The following is a 19,736-nucleotide window of genomic DNA, read 5'->3' as shown; positions in this document are numbered from 1 at the left end:
TACGATCCCAACATTAACCGTGACAACAAAAAATTGGCGCGCAGGGCAGATGAGGGGGAGAATCCATATCGTGAGAGGCAGATTCATCACGCAGGGCGCAGGCCTCATGGTTATGGCAGCGTGGCTGGCAGCGGCCTGCGCCACCAGCACGCAGGCTGGCGCGCGCGACCTCGGGCGCATCATCGCTTCGGGCACCCTCAACGTCGGGATCAATCCCGGCCTGCCCCCGCTCGGCCAGTACGGGCGCACCAACGCGCTCGAAGGCTTTGACATCGACATTGCCACCCAACTGGCCGGCGCGCTGGGCGTGCGGGCCAATCTGGTGCCGGTCACGTCCGCCGGGCGCATCCCCTACCTCATGGCCAACAAGGTCGACATCATTCTGGGCGGCATGACGCGCAGCCCCGAGCGCGCACGCGTCATTGCCTTCTCCGCCCCGCTCTATACCGAGGCCTTCAGCATCCTCACCCCCGGCACGGGCCACCCTGACAGCCTCGCGGCCCTTGACCGGCCTGACATGCGACTGGTGGAAGCGCGCGGCTCATCGGCCGTGCCCTTCGTCGCAACCCATGCCCCACAGGCGCTGCTGCTTGATGGCTACCCCGATGTCATCCGCGCGCTCGCGCAGGGGCGGGCGGATGCGATGATCGATGTCAGTGAATATGTCACGCATTACCTCGCGGCCTACCCCGCCACCCACTGGCACGTGACCCATCTGGCGGGCGTGCCGGTGGATTATGACTGCGTGGGACTGGCGCAGGATAACGCGCCGCTGCTCGCGCGCCTGAACCAGGCCATCGCAACGATGCACCGCACCCACGCCATGGAAAATACTTACGAGAAGTGGTTCGGCACACCCATGGCGCCCCTGCCTGCCGGGAGCGCACCATGACGGGGCTTCACTACCAGCCTGTATGGCGGCAGTTGCCCTACCTGCTCGGCGGCGCCGCCGAGACGGTCATGCTCACGGTCATGGCGTTTGCAGGCGGCCTGGCGCTGGCAATCGCCATTGCCATCGCCCGGCGCGAGGCCGCCAACCCGCTGCGGAAAGCTGCTGCAGGTTATGTGATATTTTTTACCAATACGCCGCAGCTTTCGCAGATCTTCGCCATCTTCTACTGCCTGCCCCTGCTGGGCCTCACCTTCTCGCCTTTCCTATCGGTGCTTCTGGGCATGACACTCAACGCCGGGGCCTACATGGCTGACATCGTGGGGACAGAGATCGCCTCAACCCCCGTCCTGTACCATGAAGCCGCCGCGACGCTGGGGCTGGGGTGGCGACATACCTACCGCCACATCATCCTGCCGCGCGCACTCACGCGCGCCACGCGGGGGCTGGAAAACCATTTTCTGCTCATGCTGCTGGGCAGTTCCATGGCGTCGATCTTCGGCGTGGAGGAACTGACCGGACGGGCCTACAACATCATTGCCCTCACTTTCCGCTCCATCGAGGTCATTTCGGTCGTGGCGGTCCTGTATGTCGTGCTCTCGCTCGTGGCGGCTGTCGTATTTGCGCGCCTGTGGCGACTGGCCTGAAGGGAGAATGGGAATGTCCTTCAGCCATTACGACGCTACACTCATCCTGCGGGCACTGGCCATGACGATAACCCTGTCTGTCGCAGGGGCGGTAACGGGCACTGCGATCGGCACCGCGCTGGCCCTGCTGCGCTTTTCCACGCATGCCCTGCTGCGCCCCCTGCGGCTGCTGGTCATGCTTTATGTGGGGCTGGTGCGGCGCATTCCCTTCCTTATCGTGCTTTATGGCGTATTTTTTGCAACAGGCATGGCGGGAATCGACATCTCGCCCCCGCTTGTCGCCCTGGCTGCGATCAGCCTGATCGGCGGGGCCTACATTTCGCAGATCGTCTATAATGGGCTGTGCAACGTGGATACCACGCAGATCGAGGCCGCCGAGACCACAAACCTGCGCCGCGGCACCATATTGAGGCATGTGATCCTGCCTGCCGCCCTGCCCGGCATCGTGCCACCGGTGCTGGGGTATCTGGTCCTGTTCGTCAAGGATACGGCGCTGGCATCGCAGATCGGCGTCATCGAACTCAATCAGGCCGGCATCATCCTAACCAATCGGGGCCTGCCCACCTATCGCATCTTCGTGCTGGTACTATGCCTGTATTTCCTCGTCTCCTTTCCCCTCACCACGCTGAGCCGCAAAATGGAGAAGAAACTTGCCGCATCTGCAACTTGAACATGTTGTCGCAAGCCATGGCGGGACAGACATCCTGCGCGGCACAAGCCTGTCGATCGAGCGTGGCGAGATCGTCAGCCTGATCGGCCCCTCCGGCTCGGGCAAAAGCACCACGCTGCGGGCGGCGATCGGGCTGATGCCGGTCTCCTCCGGCCGCATCACCGTAGAAGGCCACGCACTCGACGCGAACGACCCCGAAAGCCTGCGGCGCATACGCGCGGGCATGGCCATGGTCTTTCAGCATTTCGGCCTGTTTGACCACATGAGCGTGCTGGCCAACCTCATGCTTGCACCCGTAAAAGCGCAGGGCCGCAACCGCATGGAAGCCCGCGACGAGGCCCTCTCGCTGCTCAGGACGCTCGACCTTGAGGGAATCGGAGACAGGCGCCCCACCCGCCTTTCAGGCGGACAGAAGCAGCGCGTCGCCATTGCCCGCGCCCTCATGCTCCGCCCACGCACCCTGCTGCTTGATGAACCGACCTCCGCGCTCGACCCGGGCCGACTTGGCATCGTGCTGGACCTGTACCGCCATCTGGCTGCACGGGGCACGACCATCATTCAGGTCTCCCACAACATGGAGGCGGTGGCCGCCGTATCGGACCGAATCGTGCTGATGGAAGCCGGACGCGTTGCGGCCATGGCCTGTGGCCCGCACGCGGCCGATGCCAACGAGGCCGTGACACGCTTCATGCGGCATGACGTCAAGGCGTGATATTGTTTCGACCCTGCAGCGAATAGGGCTTTTCAAAATCCACATGGCAGTGGTATACCAATGGAATATTAATATATTCAGGACACACGACACTATGTCTTTCCGTGGAACCTACACCGTCATGATCACGCCGTTTGATCAGGACCAGCAGATAGACCTCCCCACCCTGCGGCGCTTTGTGGACTGGCAGATCGAAAACGGCATTCGCGGCCTTGTTCCGCTGGGTTCCACCGGCGAGTTCCTGTCCCTGACCGACGAGGAACGCCATCTCGTCGCCCGTACCGTGGTGGAGCAGGCTGCCGGGCGCGTGCCGGTGCTGATCGGCACGGGTGCGGAAAATACGCTCGACGTCATCCGCTACAGCCGCGAGGCGGAAGCCATGGGGGCAGATGGCGTGATGATTATCCCCCCCTTCTATTCCACCCCGACCGATGATGAACTGTTCATGCATTATCGCCGCGTGGCGGAATCGATCAACATCCCGATCATGCTTTACAATAACCCTGCCACCGCGAACGTGGACATGCTGCCTCCCCTCGTGGCGCGCCTGTCGGAAATCGACAACTGCACCATGATCAAGGAATCCACGATGGATGTAACGCGCGTGCGCGACATCATCCGCCTGTGTGGCGACCGGCTGGACGTGTTCGGCGGGATCATGGGGTTTGAAAGCTTCCTCGAAGGGGCCGTGGGCTGGGTGGCCGTGGCCTCCAATGTCGTGCCGCGTGAAATGAGCCAGATCTATGATCTGTGCGAGAACTTCCGCGATGTTGGCAAGGCGCGTGAGATCTATAACCAGTTCGTGCCGATCATCCGCTTTGTTGGTGGAGGCGGCTATGTGGCCGGCAGCAAGGCGCTGCTGCGGCACATGGGCCTTGACGTTGGCGGCCCCCGCCCCCCGCGCCTGCCGCTGCCCCCCGCAGATGAGCGCCTTGCCGCTCGACTGGTGGCCGAACTGTCGCTGTCCTACAGCCCGGCATGACCAGACACGCTGGCAGCCGTTTCCTGCTCTGCGCCTGCGTGGCGGTGATGGGCATGGCCTGGGGTGCGCGTGCGCCCCGGGCCGCTACCCCCTGCGTGCCCATCGCCAACCTGTCCACGCCGGGCACCCTTACAATGGCGACCAATCCGTCCCTGCCTCCGCTGCAATATGTCAGCGTGGATGGCAAACTGCATGGCATGCGCATTGAACTCGGGCATGAGATTGCCAGCAGGCTATGCCTGAAGGCGCATATCATTCCATCATCCTTCGCGGCCCTGATCCTGGGGTTGATGGAACAGCGCTGGGACATGATCGATACGGGCATGTTCTACACCCATGAGCGCAGCCAGATGATGGAACTCATCCCGTACGAGCAGCAGGCCATCAGCATTACCCTGCGCGCCAACATGGACAAACCCGTGCATGCGATCGAGGACCTCGCGGGCATGTCGGTGGGCGTGGAAATGGGCGGCTTTGAAGAGCAGCGCGCGCGCCAGATAGACCGCACGCTGCACGCCAGGGGGCTGGCCGGGCTGCAGATCCATGCCTTTGACAATTTCGCCATTGCCTTTGTGGCACTCCGCGCGGGACAGGTCGATGCCGTGGTTTCGATTGACGTCGTGGCCCATCGCTTTGCTGATGACGCCACGCTGCGCATCGGCCTCATGCATCTTTTCCCCACGCCGGTTGCCCTGGCGGTACGCGACCGGCAACTGGCCCTGCGCATTGCGCAGGTCATGAACGACATGCGCGAAGATGGCAGCCTGAACCGCCTTTTCCAGGCCCACGACGTTATCGCGCTACCGGGGCCCATAACCGTTTATGGTCCAGAAACGGGCGACGCCAATCCCTGACCGCACGGAAAACAGAACATGCAGATTTGGAACTGGCACGGTTTTTTCATCTACCTGACCAACCGGTACATCTTCGAAGGTGCGGTCACCACCCTCTGGCTCACGGCTTTTTCCATATGCGCGGGCTTCGTCCTTGGTGGCGCGCTTGCGCTGATGAAGCGTTCGCGACATCAAATCGTGTCCCTTCCGGCACGGTTCTATGTCTGGTTCTTTCGGGGCACGCCGCTTCTGGTGCAACTGATCGTCATCTATACCGGCCTGCCCAAATTCGGCATCCGGCTCGATGTCGTCACCTGTTCGCTGATCGGGCTGAGCCTGAACGAGGCCGCCTATCTTGCTGAAATCATTCGCGCGGGGCTGAACGCCGTGCCGCCGGGGCAGATTGCCGCCGCACGCGCGCTGGGTTTCGAGGAACGCCAGATCGCCTGGCGCATCACATTCCCGCAGGCCATGCGCATCATCGTGCCGCCACTGGGCAACTCGGTCAACGGACTGCTCAAGACAACATCCGTCACCTCCGTCATCTCGATGGAAGAACTGCTGCGCCGGACCCAGCTTCTGGTGCAGGAGCACTTCATGGTACTGGAACTATTTTCTGTCTCCGCCCTGTATTACCTGGCCATGACCTCGGCATGGGATATGGTGCAGCGCCGTCTTGAGCACTATGTCAACAAACCCTATGCCCGCCCGACCAGCAGCCGCGCCAACGCACCCGCAAATGCGCAGGCCCTGCCCGATATCGGGCAGGATGCGCGGTAACACGCCATGATCCACTTTACCTTTGAAGGCCGCGCCATTACGGCCCGCCCCGGCCAGAGCGTGACTGCGGCCCTGATTGCCGCGGGGCAGATCATCCACAATACGGCGCGCGATGGCTCCCCGCGTGGCCCGCTATGCGGCATTGGCGCCTGCCATGACTGCCTGCTGCACATTGATGGCCGCACCGCCCAGCGCGGCTGCATGACTGCGGCGACGGAGGGAATGGCCATCAGCCGTCAGCCCCTTCTGGCCAATCCGCAGGCATGCAGCCCCCTCGCCACCCCGCCCGATACGATTGAAGAAATCCGCTGCGCCGTGCTGATCGTGGGCGCGGGCCCGGCCGGGCTTGTTGCCGCACGCGACCTTGCCCTTGCGGGGGCCTCCGTTATCGTAACCGACGAGCGGCACCTGCCGGGGGGGCAGTTTTTCAAGCAGCCCGCCACCAGCGGAGTTACAGCCGACCAGCAGGCCCGTCGCGGTGCGCGGGCGATTGCTGCGGCGCGGGAAGCGGGCGCGCGCCTGTTGCACGACACGCTGGTCTGGGGAGCCTTTCGCGAAAGTGAAAACAGCCTTGTGGTCGGGCTGGTGCACAATGGCACGGCTCTTTACGTCAGGCCGCGCGTGCTCCTCGTGGCCACGGGTGCGCAGGAATCACCCCTGCCCGTGCCCGGCTGGAACCTGCCCGGCGTCATGACGACAGGCGCATGCCAGACCCTGCTGCGGGCCTATGGCAGCATGCCGGGCAAGCGGGTGGTGGTAACGGGCAACGGCCCGCTTAACCTGCAGGTCGCGCGTGAACTGCTGCGCGGAGGCAGCCCCCCGGCTGCGCTGGTGGAAGGGGCAGCCCCGCCGTGGCGGAGCCTTGCGGCATCGGGCAGGCTGGGCATGGCTGAACCTGGCCTTGCCCTGAGTGGCCTGCGCCAGATTGCCACGCTGCGCCGCCACCGCGTGCCCATGCTGTGGAACAGCCGCCTGGTGCGGGTGGAAGGCGACCAGCGGGTAAAAGCCGCCGTCGTAGCCGACTCCAGCGGCCGGGAACGCCGTATCGAGGCCGATACCATCTGCATTGGCGATGGTTTTGTGCCTGCCAATGAACTGGCGCGCCTGCTTGGCTGCGCCCACCGTTATGTCGCAACCCCCGTGCCCCATCTGGAAGTGGAACGGGACGATGTGGGCCGCACCAGCCTTGCGGATGTGTTCGTGGTGGGGGAAGCGGGCGGCTTTGGCGGGGCAATGGTGGCGCAGGCGCAGGGCGCGCTGGCCGCCCAGGCCATTCTTGGCCTGCTGGGCTACCCCACGCGCCCCGCGCGCGCGGCCCGGCGCCAGCTACAGGACGCGCGCGCATTCCAGTCGGCCCTGTGGACGCTCTATGCCCTCCATGCCGACCGGCTGCCTGATGCCAGCGTGAGCGATGAGACGATCATCTGCCGCTGCGAGGCACTCAGCCTGGGCATGCTGCGCAAACGTGCGCGTGAGGACGGGATCACCGACATCCCCACCCTGAAGCGTGTGACCCGGGCCGGCATGGGCAGATGCCAGGGCCGGTTCTGTGGCGCAGCCGTCGGGCACCTGCTCGGGCATCTGGCCAGCGAAGCCGACTTCCCCGCCCCGCAGATGCCGCTACGCCCCATACCGCTGGCCGCCCTGGCGCGGGAAAAACATGAATGGCACGGCCACAAACGCTCCGTCCTGCCGCCTGCCGCACCGCCTGCCCGCCAATGCGGCAACACCCGGAGCGCGGATGTGGTGGTGATCGGTGGCGGGGTTGTCGGCGCGGCGACGGCGCTGTTCCTTGCCCGCGCTGGCCGCAAGGTCACGGTGCTTGAACGCGGGCAGCCCGGTGCAGGGGCCTCGGGCGGCAATGCAGGCAGCCTGCATGCCCAGCTCCTGTCATTTGATTACCGCTCAAACGAACAGGGCCTCTCGCCTGCTGCGCGAACCCTGCCGCTACAACGCGCATCCATCGACCTGTGGGGCCGCCTGCAGGAGGAACTTGACCGGGACATCGAGATGAAGGTGACCGGTGGCATCATGCTAGCGGAAACCGAGCACGAACTCGAGCGCCTGCGCGGCAAGGTTGCCATCGAGCGCGCGCAGGGCATTACCTGCGAGATCCTGGATGAAGCCGCCATCCGCGCGCATGAACCGGCCATCGCGCCCGGTTTCCTTGGGGGGGCATGGTGCCCGCAGGAAGGCAAGATCAACCCCCTTGCGGCCACGCAGGCCCTGCTTGTCGCCGCCCGCAGGGCTGGCGCGCAGATCGTGCCCCATGCGGCCGTCAGCGCCATCACGCGCCAGGCCGGTGGCGGCTTTACGCTCAGCAGCCAGGCAGGAACCTGGTCGGCGCCCGTGGTTGTCAACGCCGCCGGTGCCTTTGCCACCCGCGTGGCGGCCATGGTGGGGCTGGACCTGCCGGTGCATGGCGCACCACTACAGATGATCGTGACCGAGCCGGTGGCGCCGCTGGTGCGCTGTCTTGTCGCCCATGCCGGACGGCACCTTACACTCAAACAGGCCGCCAACGGCTCCGTGCTGATTGGCGGCGGCTGGAGCGCCGGGCTTGACCCGGTCCATCACCGCCCACGCCCCCTGCGCGAAAGCCTGGAAGGCAATACATGGATTGCCCAGCATGTCATTCCCGCGCTGCGCGGGGTACATATCGTGCGCAGTTGGGCCGCAATGAATATCGATATAGATGGCGCGCCCATTCTGGGAGCTGATGCCGCCTGTCCCGGTTTTTTCAACGCGGTTACCTCCAACGGCTTCACATTGGGGCCCATCATGGGGCAGATCACCGCCGATCTGATCCTTGGCGCCCCCGTTCACCATGAAATCGACACGTTCTCGGTCGCCCGTTTCCGGAAGAGCCCGCCATGATCGTTTTTGACTCAGTATGCAAGCATTATGGAACATTTCAGGTTCTCAACAACTGCTCCGCCACAATCAACAAAGGCGAGATCGTGGTGATCTGCGGCCCGTCGGGTTCGGGCAAGTCAACGCTGATCAAATGCGTAAACGGCCTGGAAACCTTTGATTCCGGCCAGATCACCGTTGACGGCACCCGGCTGCACGACCCCGCCACCCACCTGCCTGACCTACGCCGCCGCATTGGCATGGTGTTTCAGGGCTTTGAACTGTTCCAGCACCTGACGGTGCTCCAGAACGTGATGATCGCGCAGCGCGTGGTTCTGCACCGCAACAAGGCAGAAGCACACGAACGCGCCATGCTGCTGCTGCAACGCGTAGGGCTGGCCGATCATGCCGCGAAATACCCGGTCGCCCTGTCAGGCGGGCAACAGCAGCGCGTGGCCATTGCCCGCGCGCTTGCGATCGACCCGGTGGCGATCCTGTTCGATGAACCGACCTCCGCCCTCGACCCGGAGATGGTGGCCGAGGTGCTGGCCGTCATGACCGAACTCGCACAGGCAGGCATGACCATGATGTGCGTGACCCATGAAATGGGTTTTGCGCGCCAGGTTGCCAACCGCGTGATCTTCATGGACAGGGGCGAATTCGTTGATGATCTCCCCGCAGCCGACTTTTTTGATGGACGCTGCAGCGATCGCGCAGGCACTTTTCTCAAGCGCATCCTGTCACATTGATGACGTTCGAATAACGGCCTCGGGCGTGCCCGATGACCCTGATGTATTTTCCCGTGTTGCCCGTCATCGCACAGGCGGCACCGGCAGGAGCAGACCATGTCAACTGATATGACACCCCGCGCAGAAGGTGGCGGCACGCCCGCCGCCGCCCTGGCCGCCACGGTGGAAAAGCTGGTGGCACGCGACCATGTGCCGTTGCAGATCCCTTTCCTGCAGGAACTGGTGCGCGTGCCCTCCGACAATCCGCCCGGTGACTGTGCGCCGCATGCAACCGTTGCCGCCCGCCTGCTTGAAGACCTGGGCTTTACGGTTGAGCGCCACCCCGTACCGGCTGAACTGGTCCGCGACCACGGCATGCTCAGCGTTACCAACCTGATCATACGCCACCGTTTTGGCGATGGCACCGGCCCCACCATAGCCCTGAACGCCCATGGCGACGTCGTGCCGCCCGGTGCGGGATGGAAACACCCGCCATACGGCGCTGATATTGTCGATGGCGCGCTGTACGGACGGGGGGCGGCAGTATCAAAGGCGGACTTCGCCACCTATGCCTTTGCACTGCGCGCCCTGATCGAAAGTGGCGCGGCGCTGAACGGACAGGTGGAACTGCACTTCACCTATGATGAGGAAAGCGGTGGCCATCTCGGGCCGGGATGGCTGCTTGAAACCGGCCTGACAAAGCCGGAATACGTCATCAGTGCCGGTTTTACCTACACGGTCATGATTGCCCATAATGGCAGCCTGCAACTGGACGTAACCCTGACCGGCAAGGCCGCCCATTCCGCCTGGCCCCATACCGGCCACGATGCCCTGCATGCCGCAAGCCTGGTCATGAACGCGCTGTATGACTGGCGCGACAGCCTGGCCACGCAGCCTTGCGCCATTGAAGGCATTGATGCGCCAACGCTTGTCATCGGCACGATCAGCGGCGGTGTTGCCGCCAATGTGGTGCCGGAAGATGTCACTTTCCGCCTTGAGCGCCGCATCCTGCCTGATGAAGACCCGGTGGCGGTTGAAACGCGCCTGCGCGAGATCATTGCGCAGGCTGCGGCCCGCTCGCCTCATGTCACCTGCCGTGTCGAGCGCTGCCTGCTGGCCGAACCGCTCAGGCCCGGCCCTGGCCAGGCCCCGCTTGTCGCCGCGATACAGGATGCCACGGCCGAGGTGCTTGGCGAGCGCGTACCCGCCCTGGGCATGCCCCTGTTTACCGATGCACGGCTGTACAGCGCCGCGGGTTGCGCGACCGTACTGTACGGCGCGGGGCCCCGCATATTGCAGGACGCAAACGGCCACCGCGCGAATGAACATGTTCAACTCGAAGACCTGCGCAAGGCGACCTGCGTCGTTGCGCTCGCCCTTTCCAACCTACTGGTGCATGCATGATCCAAGCAACGTCAAATCCTTCTTCTCCCTCCCTTGCACCGGAGGCCAATGAACGGCTGGCTTTCCTGCAGGCGCTGATCCGCCTGGGCAAGGAAGGCGAACAGGCTGTGCAGCAACATGTGGCACAGGAACTCGAGCGCCTTGGCTGTATCGTGCAGCATGTCACCTACCAGCCGCGCGACCTCACGCTGCGCGATGAATTCGCAGCATACCCCAACCTGCACGATGAGGAGCGCACCGCCATCATTGCCCGCCTGCCCGGGACCGGCGGCGGCCGCAGCCTGATGATGTTCGCCCACCCCGACAGCGAACCCAGCACCGATACAACCGGCTGGCGGCACGATCCCTTTGCCGGCAGCGTGGAGGCCGGGCGCGTTTATGGCTGGGGGGTAGCCGATGACCTGGCTGGCGTAGCAACCATGGTTGAAAGCGTGCGCAGCATTGTCAAAAGCGGGGTTACGCTCCACGGTGACGTGATCGTGGCCAGTACGCCCAGCAAGCGCCATGCGCGTGGCATGATCGCGGTCATGCAGAACGGCGGCCTGAGCGATGCCGCCCTTTACCTGCACCCTGCTGAATCCGGTGCGGGCATGCGCGAGATCAAGAGTTTCGCGGGGGGGCAACTGCTCTTCACCATCACGGTGGATGGCGAACAGCCCCCCACAACGGAACCGGGCCATACCGCCTTCGCGCATCTGGCGGTCAACCCGATCGAAAAGGCCATGTCTGTGTGCACGGCGTTGCAGGCGCTTGATGCGGAGCGGGCTGAGAGGGTCCATCACGCGGCCCTCGACACGGCCATCGGCCGGGCCAGCAACCTGCTTGTTTCCACCATTGCCACCAGCCACCAGCAGCGTTTCAATCGGGTGGCCCAGAGCTGCGAGATTGGCTGCGCGCTGTCCTTCCCGCCCGGCGAAACGCTGGAAAGCGTACAGGCTGAAGTGGAAGCCTGCATCAGCCAGGCCGCTGCTGCCGATGCGTTCCTCGCGGCCCATCCCCCCCGGATTGCCTGGATATCAGGCGTAAGCCCGGCGGAAGTGCGCACCGATGACCCGCTGTTTGAAATTGCCAATACCGTCATCCATAACGTGACGGGAGAGCGTGCCTTTGCCAACGTGCTGCACACATCGAGCGATATACGGGTGCCCAATGTCCAGCATGGCATTCCAACCATTGGCCTTGGCCCGCTATGCGGCGACCTGTCGCAGAACGGGAAAACGGATGAATGGGTGGACCTGGCGGACTACCTGCGTTGCATTGATGTAGTGGCCGGCATAATAAGCGGATGGTGCGCGTAAAAAAGTCTTGGTATTCCTGTCAAAGAGCGCAACACGCAAGGTAAAATGGGGGCCAGTCATGAGCACAGCAGTAAAGAAGGGCGAGGAGGAAAAAGCCCCCTCTTCCACCGAGAAATCGGTGACGGCGTGGGGCGAGCCCCGAAACCTGACCGAAGAAACCTACGAGCACATGCTGGATCTGATCCTGAGCCGCAAACTGCCCGGCGGCACGATCATACAGGAACGCAGGATGGCGGAGGATCTGGGCGTATCGCGCACCCCCATGCGCGAAGCCATCGGCCGACTGGAGGGCGAAGGCCTGGTCGTGCGGCATAATGCCCGCCTTCTGGCCGTGCGGCATGTCTCACTTGATGAATACCTCCAGAGCCTTGAGGTCCGCCTGCTGGTCGAACCTTACGCCGCCAACATCGCGGCGGAGCACATCCCCACCGAGAGGCTGGCCGAACTGCGGCGCTCACTGCGGAGCATTGATCCGTCGCACACCTTCTCGCCCGCGCAGCACTGGGTCTTTGATGACAACCTGCATGGCGCGATTGGGGAATATTGCGAGAACGGCCTGATTGCCAAAACCATTCAGGGCATGCGCCGCTTTACCAAGATGTTTGAGCGCCAGAGCCTGGCTGAACGCAATGCGCCGGGCTGGGCCGAACATGAAAGCATTCTTTCAGCGCTCGAGACACGTGACGGGGCGCTGGCCTCAAAAGCCATGACACGGCACCTGCGGACCGCACGCAAAACGGTGCTGGACAGTTTCGTGACCCGCACCCACATGCAGTAAGCACGACGCTGCCCCTGACACCAGAAGCGCTTTGGGGGGCACCACCCCGGTCTCCCTTCATCCACGGCTGCGGAAATAGCGCATGATGCCGGAACCGATGATGATGCTGAACAGGCTGTTCATGATCAGGGGCAGTGCGGATTCCTCGCGGTGCAGCAGGGCCACGGCAATGAATATCGCGGTGCCCTCCTGACGGATCAGATGCTCAAAGACGATGGGCACCGTATCGCGATGCGAGACCCTTCCAAGACGGCAGACCAGCCACCCCCAGAGGGGGTTGACGCAGTTCATGCCCAGCACCGCCCACGCGATCTGCCGGATACCTGCCTGAAGGGCCGCACGCTGGTGATACAGAAGCACGGCATAAAGCACCAGTAATGTTGCGGTGCAGGCCAGTTTGACTGGATTGAGCAGGCGCTTGCACGAGGCAGGCAGATACCCGCCGACCAGCATGCCGCAGGAAACCGGCAGGACGGTAATCAGCACGATATCACCCAGCAACCCGAGCGAAGAAACTGAAACGGGCATGGCCTGGCTGAAAATAATCGTCTGCGCCAGTGTTACGATAAAGGGCACGATGACCACATAAAGCGCGCTCACCCCGATACTCAGGGAAACAGAAAGCGCGACATTGCCCTTGGCAAGATCGGTCAATACATTGGACAGCACGCCCCCTGGCGTCGTGGCCAGAAGAACCAGCCCGAACAGAATGGCCGGCGGAGGATGGTAGAGGCACGCAATGCCGATATCCAGCAACGGCACGATCACGATCAGGCTGACCATACCGATAAGCAGCGAACGATGCCCGTGTATGACACTCAGGAAATCAGCAGGACGAAGACTGCTGCCTATGCAGAACATGATGCACCACAGGGACCAGAACAGGATCGTATCAAGCATGGGCAAAGACTTTACTTCTGGCCGGAAAGTCGCGTGCAATCAGGAAACGGCACGGTAAAACGGACACGATTCAGGCCGCCATGCCGTGCCCGGCCCTCATGGAATGACCGCCGTGGCCTCGATTTCCACCAACGCGGCCGGTTCGACCAGCCTGACCACCTGCACAAGGCTCATTGCAGGGTAATGCCGCCCCATGACCGTTCGATAGACCTGCCCAAGCGGGCGGAGCTGAGCCGTGTAGGTCGCGATGTCGGTCACGTACCATGTCATGCGCACGACATGCTCGGGCAGCGCATCGGCCGCTTTGAGCAAGGCCTCGATATTGCGCAGCGCCTGCTGGCACTGCGTGACAAACCCTTCCTGCATCTCGCCTGCCGGGGTCATGCCAATCTGCCCCCCGATGCTCAGCAGGCGGCCCGTGGCCACAATGGCATTTGCATAACCCCGGGGCGCGGGCCAGCCTTCTGGCTGCACGACCTGATGGAAAACAGAACCTGACATACGGGAATCCATCCTAATATTCAGTCAATGACACTATTTGTACAATAAAGGCAGGGGCCTCGTCCTGCGCATCAAGGGCCTATCCCACCTCGCCACCCGCAACCGGCAGCGCTACGCCATTGACCGCACTCGCGCCGATACTACACAGGAAAGCCACCGCAATTGCCACTTCCTCCGTGGTATTGAGGCATCCGCGCGGGTTGAAGCGGGCGAATTCTGCACGGATATCCTCAGCAGGGCGCCCGCTTTTACCTGCGGCACGGGCAATGCTGGCGCTGACGAGGTCACTATCGGTAAAGCCCGGGCATACCGCGTTGACCGTTATGCCCGAGCGGGCATATTCCAGCGCGAGCGAGCGCGTCAATCCAAGCAGCGCATGCTTGGCCGTGACATAAGGCGCCACATATTCATAGCCCCGCAGGGCAGCGGTGGAGGCGACGTTGACAATACGCCCTTTCCCACGCTCAACCATGCCCGGCAGCACAGACTGGCACAACCGGACCGCCCCGAGCACATTCAGTTGAAACGCATCGACAAAATCACGAACCGCCATTGTGCCAAAACGCCCGCTTGAGGAACCGCCCGCATTATTGACAAGCACATCAACAGGACCTGCCTGGCTGACTGCCTTTTTACAGGCTGTTACGACCGCGTGATCATCCGTGACATCGCACACCACGTAATGATGGGCGTCACCCGCCTGTACGACTTCCTGCAGTGTTGCGGCATCACGTCCCGTAACGGTCACGGTCTCGCCGGTCCGTATCATGTGCCGGGCAACGGCGCGGCCTATGCCACGCGATCCACCGCTAACCAGAACATGCCGTGTACGCATCAAAAGCTTATCCTTATTGTTTCTTATGAAGCACGCCAGCATATATCTTATGCATAAGATATAATGGCGCACAGGCTTGTTGCAACCGCTTTTCCCGCCTGGGGCGTGTCATTCACTCCATGGCATGCCTGCGGGGGCGGGCCTTGACACGCAGGGCCTGCTCATCGGCAAACCGGCGGTTTTCGGTGCGGGTCATTGCATTCAGTCCCGGCCGGGCACCAGGCGGCAACGCCGGCATGGGAGCGCCGTAGCGCGCTGCTGCCCGCAGGATCAGCGCGGGATCAACCAGCATGGGGCGCCCGAAAGCCACCAGATCGGCACGGCCTGCGGCCAGAATGGTATTGGCCTGGTCCACGCTTGAAATATTGCCCACACACATGACCGCAAGCCCGGTCTCGGCGCGGATCTGCTCGGCAAACGGTACCTGGAACATCCGGCCGAATACAGGTCTGGCAGATGGTGTTGTCTGCCCGGTTGAAACATCGATCAGATCGCACCCCGCCTGGCCAAAGGCGCGGGCGATATACACGACCTCCTCCATCGTGATGCCACCTTCCTGCCAGTCGGTCGCGGAAAGACGCACCGCCATGGGACGATCAGCAGGCCAGACGGCCCGCATGGCCCGGAAGACTTCAAGCGGGTAGCGCAGGCGGTTTTCAACATTGCCGCCATAGTCATCCATGCGTGTGTTGGTCAGTGGCGAAAGAAAACTGGCCAGCAGGTAGCCGTGGGCGCAATGCAGTTCGATCATGTCGAACCCGCACCCGACCGCCCGCCGGGTCGCCGCCACGAAATCCGCTTTCACCCGGTCCATATCATCACGCGTCATGGCGCGGGGCACCGTGCTGTGAGGGTGATAGGGCAGCGCCGAGGCCGCGAGGAGTTCCCACCCCCCTTCCGCAAGGGGTTCGTCCATGCCTTCCCACATCACGCGCGTGGCGCCCTTGCGCCCTGCGTGACCAAGTTGCAGGCACACGCGGCTTTCCCCTTCCGCATGCACGAAATCAACGATGCGGCGCCAGGCATGCACCTGCTCATCCGTATACAGGCCCGCACAGCCGGGCGTAATGCGGCCATCGTCACTGACATCGGTCATCTCGGTATAGATCAGGCCAGCCCCCCCTCGGGCCATGGCGCCATAATGCACCAGATGCCACTCGGACGGCACACCCTCCCGTGCTCGGTAGGTGGACATGGGCGAGACGACCACCCGGTTTGCCAGTGTCATGTCACGCAACCGGAAAGGCTGGAAGGCAGGCACTACTCCGGGCCGCACCGCATCGCCCCTGCGGGCGCAGTCGCGCTCGAAATCCTGCTGCACCTGCGCGATGAAAGCGGGCGCGCGCAGGGTCAGGTCATCCCATGTGATGGCTTTCGAGCGTGTCATGAGCGAGAACGCAAAGCGGGTTTCACTCATCGGCCAGTAGCGGTGGAGGTGCTCGAACCATGTCAGCGAAACTTCCGCCGCGTGCTGCAGGCGCTCCACTTCGCCGCGCCGTTGCGTTTCGTACAGCGCGAGAGCCGCGGATATGCTGTCGGTGGACATAATGGCACCATGCAGGGCAATCGCATCCTCCATGGCCAGCTTGGTGCCTGACCCGATGGAAAAATGCGCGGTCGACTTGGCATCACCAAGCAGGACCACATTGTCCTTATGCCACTTCGCGCAGCGGATGGCAGGGAACCTGCGCCATATCGAGCGATTGGCAATAAGCGGATGCCCGGCCAGTTCCTCGCTGAAGACACGCTCCAGATAAGCCACGTAATCCGCCTCTGCCATGGCCTCGAAACCACAGCGGGCAAATGTCTCTTCGTCGATTTCAATGACCCAGGTACTGCGTTCGGTCTCATACTGGTAGCAATGCGCAATAAACAGCCCCTCTTCGCATTCGCGGAAAAAGAAGGTGAACGCATCGAGCGCACGCGTGCTGCCAAGCCAGACAAAACGGTTTGAACGCAGGTCGATCGCAGGGGCAAAATGCGCGGCATCGTGCTGCCGCACGCGGCTGTTGATGCCATCGGCAGCAAGGATCAGGTCGGCATCGGGAAACTGCGCAGGCATGACCGCCGCCCCGAAATGGAGTTCAACCCCCAGCGCTTCCGCCCGGTGATAGAGGACCTGCAACAGCGTGCGGCGTGAACAGCCACAAAAACCATTGCCCGGCACGCGAAAGACATGATTGCGCACCGCGATATCCAGATCATCCCAATAGGAAAACGCAGCGCGAATCATATCGTACGAGATCTGGTCGGCTCCCGCGAACACATCCAGCGTCTGGTCACTGAACACAACGCCAAAGCCGAATGTGTCGGCTGGTGCGTTCTGCTCGAACACGCGCACGCGCGCATCGGGCAAGTCACGCTTGAGCAGAATGGCCGCGTACAGTCCCGCTGGCCCACCGCCTATTGAAACAATGTCCACCCGGACACTCCTTTATTTGATGTTGTGCCCCCCGGCGGGCCTGCGCAGGTCGGGGCTGGTATGATGGATGCCCGCGCGCCCAGGGCAATTCCACTGAACTCTGGCTCAGTATAATTTTTCTAACTCATTGTTTATCGAGCATCTTCACCCGTTCGAATGTGTCCATTCAAACGGGATCTGCTCTAGCGCGGCACGAGGGCGAGCACGCGCAGCGGACTGCCCGAACCGTCCATGAGCTTGAGCGGAGCGGCGATCACCAGCGCACCGGTCGCAGGCAACTGATTGAGGCCCGTCAGGCATTGCAGGCCATACCGGCCCGCGCCATGCAGCAGCGTATGGGCAGGATAGGCCGGCTCGAGCAGATGGGCCTGGCCGCAATCCGTGCCGATGGTTTCGGTACCAAAGCCAAAAATATCCCGCTCCTCGATCAGGAAACGCACGGCCTCGGCCGAAGGACCGGGCGTATGGGCCCCATCCGCGCGCCGGTTCGTGTAATCATCGCGGCTGCGCAGCCCCCAGTCGGTACGCATGAAGACCCAACTGCGCGGCGGAATGCAGCCATGCGCGCTTTCCCACTGTTCGATATGGTGCGGCGTGAGAAGAAAATCGGGATCAGCCGCGGCAGGAGCAACGCAGTCAATAACGCAGACTGGCGCAATAAAATCGCGCGGGGGCATGGTATCAACCGTGTTGTCAGGCACGTCCCTGCCGCTGATCCAGTGGGCTGGCGCATCAAAATGCGTGCCGGTATGTTCGCCTACGGTAAAGTTGCGCCAGTACCAGGCCACGCCTTTTTCATCATAGCGCGAGATGACTTCGCTCGAAAACGCCGCCGTCTGACCAAAAGGCTCGGGCAGCACCAGGGTGGGAAAATCCTCACTCAGCGTATGGGTCAGATCCACGACCGCAACCTCGCCGTCCAGCAGGCCCCGTACCAGTTCCGTTAACAGTGACATCTCAGTTCCCTTCCACCATGGCACCGCGTTCAAAGCGGGCCAGGGCCTGTTCCAATGCCTTGCCCTGCGCATCCTCCAGCGCCGCATCCCTGAGGAAACGGGTCCATGTCGCTGCTTTTGCACCACTGACCCCGTGCCCGAGCAGTTTGCGCACGGCTTTCATCACCTGATCGAATTTCGACAGGCCGCGGGCATGCGTATCGCTATAGCCCTTTACCAGCCGTCGGCAGCGTAATACCTCGACGGCAAAATTCGCATCCAGCCGCCATGCCGCGCGCACGAGGGCAAGCCATTCATCCCGATGGCGCATCTCGCGCCTGTGGCGCAGCGAACCAGGGCGAAGACGGTAGAGTTCAGCCGTGAGGAACAGGAGCATGAACCAGCGCAGGCGGTCCGTGCGCACCCGCCAGCCGGTTTTGACAAAAGGTGCCAGCAGGCGCCTGCCCAGCCCGGTTTTTTCCAAAAACAGGCCGAGGCCATAAGGCAGGATGGCCTGCACTTCCTCCGCACGCGGGTGCATGAATTCGGTAATGGCAAGCGGCTGGCCGCCCCGCGCCCCCATCTCGCCCGCGATACGTGCGAAACGGGTGCGCCGTATCTTGAGGTCCGCCACCTTGATGATGTCATCATAAGCCATGGCGTTGGCGATATGGCGCGCCGCCTCGATGCTCAGCGCCTCGTGCCCCGTAGCGGCAAATTCCTCCACCAGCGCGAGATAGACCTCCGCATACGCCAGGTCCTGAAAATCCGCGACCCGACGCAGCCCCGCATCCACCATGCCGTGCGCCGCGCCAGGCAGGGCCGCCGCACGGCTCAGGAGCGCATCAAAACCCGTATGACCCGTAAGCTGTTGCAGGCCCGGCACAGGAGAGGGCGAAGCAGGGACCGGCTGTTGCGCCACGGGTTGCGTGGCGCGGGCGGCACCCAGATCAAACGCCCTGATGCTGGCCTTTACGCCGATGCCGCCGCGCCGGATGGCATCATGAAAGGCGGAAAGGGGAAATGGCAGGGCAGCACTTGCGGCCAACGCCCCAAACATGACGGCTGAAATGACACTCTTGGCCTGCTGCGCCACGGCCTCCATGTCAAAGGCAATGACAGAGCGGGCGGCGATGGCCGCCGCCTCATGCACGGCGGCCGGATCAATCCGCCCGTCACCGGGGCTGATCCGCTCCTCCACCGCATAGCTGCGGTGGGTTGAAACAATCAGCGTGGTGCGCTCGGGCGTAACCAGCCCACGCAGCATGGCGCGGCCACCTTCCATCAGTTCCGCGCCGATGACGATATCAACCTCGCCCGGCGTGGGCATGAGTGCCAGGATAGGGGTGCGACCGGCAGGATCGGGCGGCACCATCTCGATGTAATAGATGGTGGCGCCGGTTCTTTGCGCCACGCCGGGCACCGAGGTGGACTGCACGACCCAGCCACACTGTTCCGCCAGGGTCACGATCCAACTGACCAGCACCCCGCCACCCTGCCCCCCCATGGCGCAGACGGCTATTGAAATTGGTTTCTTTTCAGGTTTCATCAGTTTCTTCTGGCCCGGAA

At 62.9% G+C, this 19,736-nt stretch carries 18 protein-coding genes; 12 read left to right on the top strand and 6 right to left on the bottom strand.

The genetic code is table 11. The features are described from left to right. Positions 1-70: 70 nt before the first annotated feature. The 12 genes from GXY01S_RS09115 (at position 71) to GXY01S_RS09060 (ending at position 12,574) form a co-directional block, all read left to right on the top strand. Positions 71-892, top strand: a complete 822-nt coding sequence (locus GXY01S_RS09115; protein ID WP_169797737.1) for a transporter substrate-binding domain-containing protein — start codon at positions 71-73, stop codon at positions 890-892. Next, positions 889-1,536, top strand: a complete 648-nt coding sequence (locus tag GXY01S_RS09110) for an amino acid ABC transporter permease (protein WP_061274337.1) — start codon at positions 889-891, stop codon at positions 1,534-1,536. The genes GXY01S_RS09115 and GXY01S_RS09110 overlap by 4 nt, the downstream gene beginning before the upstream one ends. Positions 1,537-1,549: 13 nt before the next feature. Continuing rightward, the gene (locus GXY01S_RS09105; protein WP_061274335.1) at positions 1,550-2,206 is read left to right on the top strand and encodes an amino acid ABC transporter permease; all 657 of its coding nucleotides are present in this window, start codon (positions 1,550-1,552) and stop codon (positions 2,204-2,206) included. Then, the gene (locus GXY01S_RS09100) at positions 2,187-2,918 is read left to right on the top strand and encodes an amino acid ABC transporter ATP-binding protein (RefSeq protein WP_061274333.1); all 732 of its coding nucleotides are present in this window, start codon (positions 2,187-2,189) and stop codon (positions 2,916-2,918) included. The genes GXY01S_RS09105 and GXY01S_RS09100 overlap by 20 nt, the downstream gene beginning before the upstream one ends. A gap of 94 nt (positions 2,919-3,012) precedes the next feature. Further along, positions 3,013-3,900: a 4-hydroxy-tetrahydrodipicolinate synthase gene (gene dapA, locus GXY01S_RS09095; protein WP_061274331.1), complete on the top strand. Its 888-nt coding sequence runs from the start codon at positions 3,013-3,015 to the stop codon at positions 3,898-3,900. Next, a complete protein-coding gene (locus GXY01S_RS09090; protein ID WP_082770796.1) occupies positions 3,897-4,754 on the top strand; it encodes a transporter substrate-binding domain-containing protein in 858 nt (285 codons plus the stop codon). The genes dapA and GXY01S_RS09090 overlap by 4 nt, the downstream gene beginning before the upstream one ends. 18 nt (positions 4,755-4,772) lie before the next feature. Beyond that, the gene (locus GXY01S_RS09085) at positions 4,773-5,513 is read left to right on the top strand and encodes an amino acid ABC transporter permease (RefSeq protein ID WP_061274329.1); all 741 of its coding nucleotides are present in this window, start codon (positions 4,773-4,775) and stop codon (positions 5,511-5,513) included. A gap of 6 nt (positions 5,514-5,519) precedes the next feature. Beyond that, complete coding sequence (locus GXY01S_RS09080) at positions 5,520-8,390, top strand: FAD-dependent oxidoreductase (RefSeq protein WP_061274327.1); 2,871 nt, start codon at positions 5,520-5,522, stop codon at positions 8,388-8,390. Then, entirely contained in the window at positions 8,387-9,115 is a 729-nt protein-coding gene (locus GXY01S_RS09075) for an amino acid ABC transporter ATP-binding protein (protein ID WP_061274324.1), read from the top strand. The genes GXY01S_RS09080 and GXY01S_RS09075 overlap by 4 nt, the downstream gene beginning before the upstream one ends. Before the next feature lie 96 nt (positions 9,116-9,211). Then, complete coding sequence (locus tag GXY01S_RS09070) at positions 9,212-10,498, top strand: M20/M25/M40 family metallo-hydrolase (RefSeq protein WP_082770795.1); 1,287 nt, start codon at positions 9,212-9,214, stop codon at positions 10,496-10,498. Beyond that, positions 10,495-11,796, top strand: coding sequence for a M20 family metallopeptidase (locus GXY01S_RS09065; RefSeq protein WP_061274321.1), 1,302 nt, complete (start codon positions 10,495-10,497; stop codon positions 11,794-11,796). Before GXY01S_RS09070 ends, GXY01S_RS09065 begins: the two co-directional genes overlap by 4 nt. Positions 11,797-11,854: 58 nt before the next feature. Continuing rightward, positions 11,855-12,574: a GntR family transcriptional regulator gene (locus GXY01S_RS09060; protein WP_061274319.1), complete on the top strand. Its 720-nt coding sequence runs from the start codon at positions 11,855-11,857 to the stop codon at positions 12,572-12,574. Between the two features lie 57 nt (positions 12,575-12,631). On the opposite strand, the gene GXY01S_RS09055 is transcribed toward GXY01S_RS09060, so the two are convergent. From GXY01S_RS09055 to GXY01S_RS09030, 6 genes are all read right to left on the bottom strand, one after another. Next, a complete protein-coding gene (locus tag GXY01S_RS09055) occupies positions 12,632-13,474 on the bottom strand; it encodes a bile acid:sodium symporter family protein (RefSeq protein ID WP_061274317.1) in 843 nt (280 codons plus the stop codon). 96 nt (positions 13,475-13,570) lie between these two features. After that, positions 13,571-13,975, bottom strand: coding sequence for a RidA family protein (locus GXY01S_RS09050; protein WP_207207875.1), 405 nt, complete (start codon positions 13,973-13,975; stop codon positions 13,571-13,573). Positions 13,976-14,054: 79 nt separating this feature from the next. Then, a complete protein-coding gene (locus GXY01S_RS09045) occupies positions 14,055-14,810 on the bottom strand; it encodes an SDR family NAD(P)-dependent oxidoreductase (protein ID WP_061274313.1) in 756 nt (251 codons plus the stop codon). A gap of 112 nt (positions 14,811-14,922) precedes the next feature. Then, positions 14,923-17,232, bottom strand: a complete 2,310-nt coding sequence (locus GXY01S_RS09040; RefSeq protein WP_061274310.1) for an oxidoreductase — start codon at positions 17,230-17,232, stop codon at positions 14,923-14,925. Positions 17,233-17,414: 182 nt separating this feature from the next. Next, entirely contained in the window at positions 17,415-18,188 is a 774-nt protein-coding gene (locus GXY01S_RS09035) for a cyclase family protein (RefSeq protein WP_061274308.1), read from the bottom strand. Between the two features lies 1 nt (position 18,189). After that, complete coding sequence (locus GXY01S_RS09030; RefSeq protein ID WP_061274305.1) at positions 18,190-19,716, bottom strand: indolepyruvate oxidoreductase subunit beta family protein; 1,527 nt, start codon at positions 19,714-19,716, stop codon at positions 18,190-18,192. Positions 19,717-19,736 lie beyond the last annotated feature (20 nt).

The sequence above is a fragment of the Komagataeibacter xylinus NBRC 15237 genome (genome assembly GCF_001571345.1).
GTDB lineage: Bacteria > Pseudomonadota > Alphaproteobacteria > Acetobacterales > Acetobacteraceae > Komagataeibacter > Komagataeibacter xylinus.
Note: the sequence above shows the minus strand (reverse complement) of the source record. Positions and strands in the feature narration are given on the sequence as shown.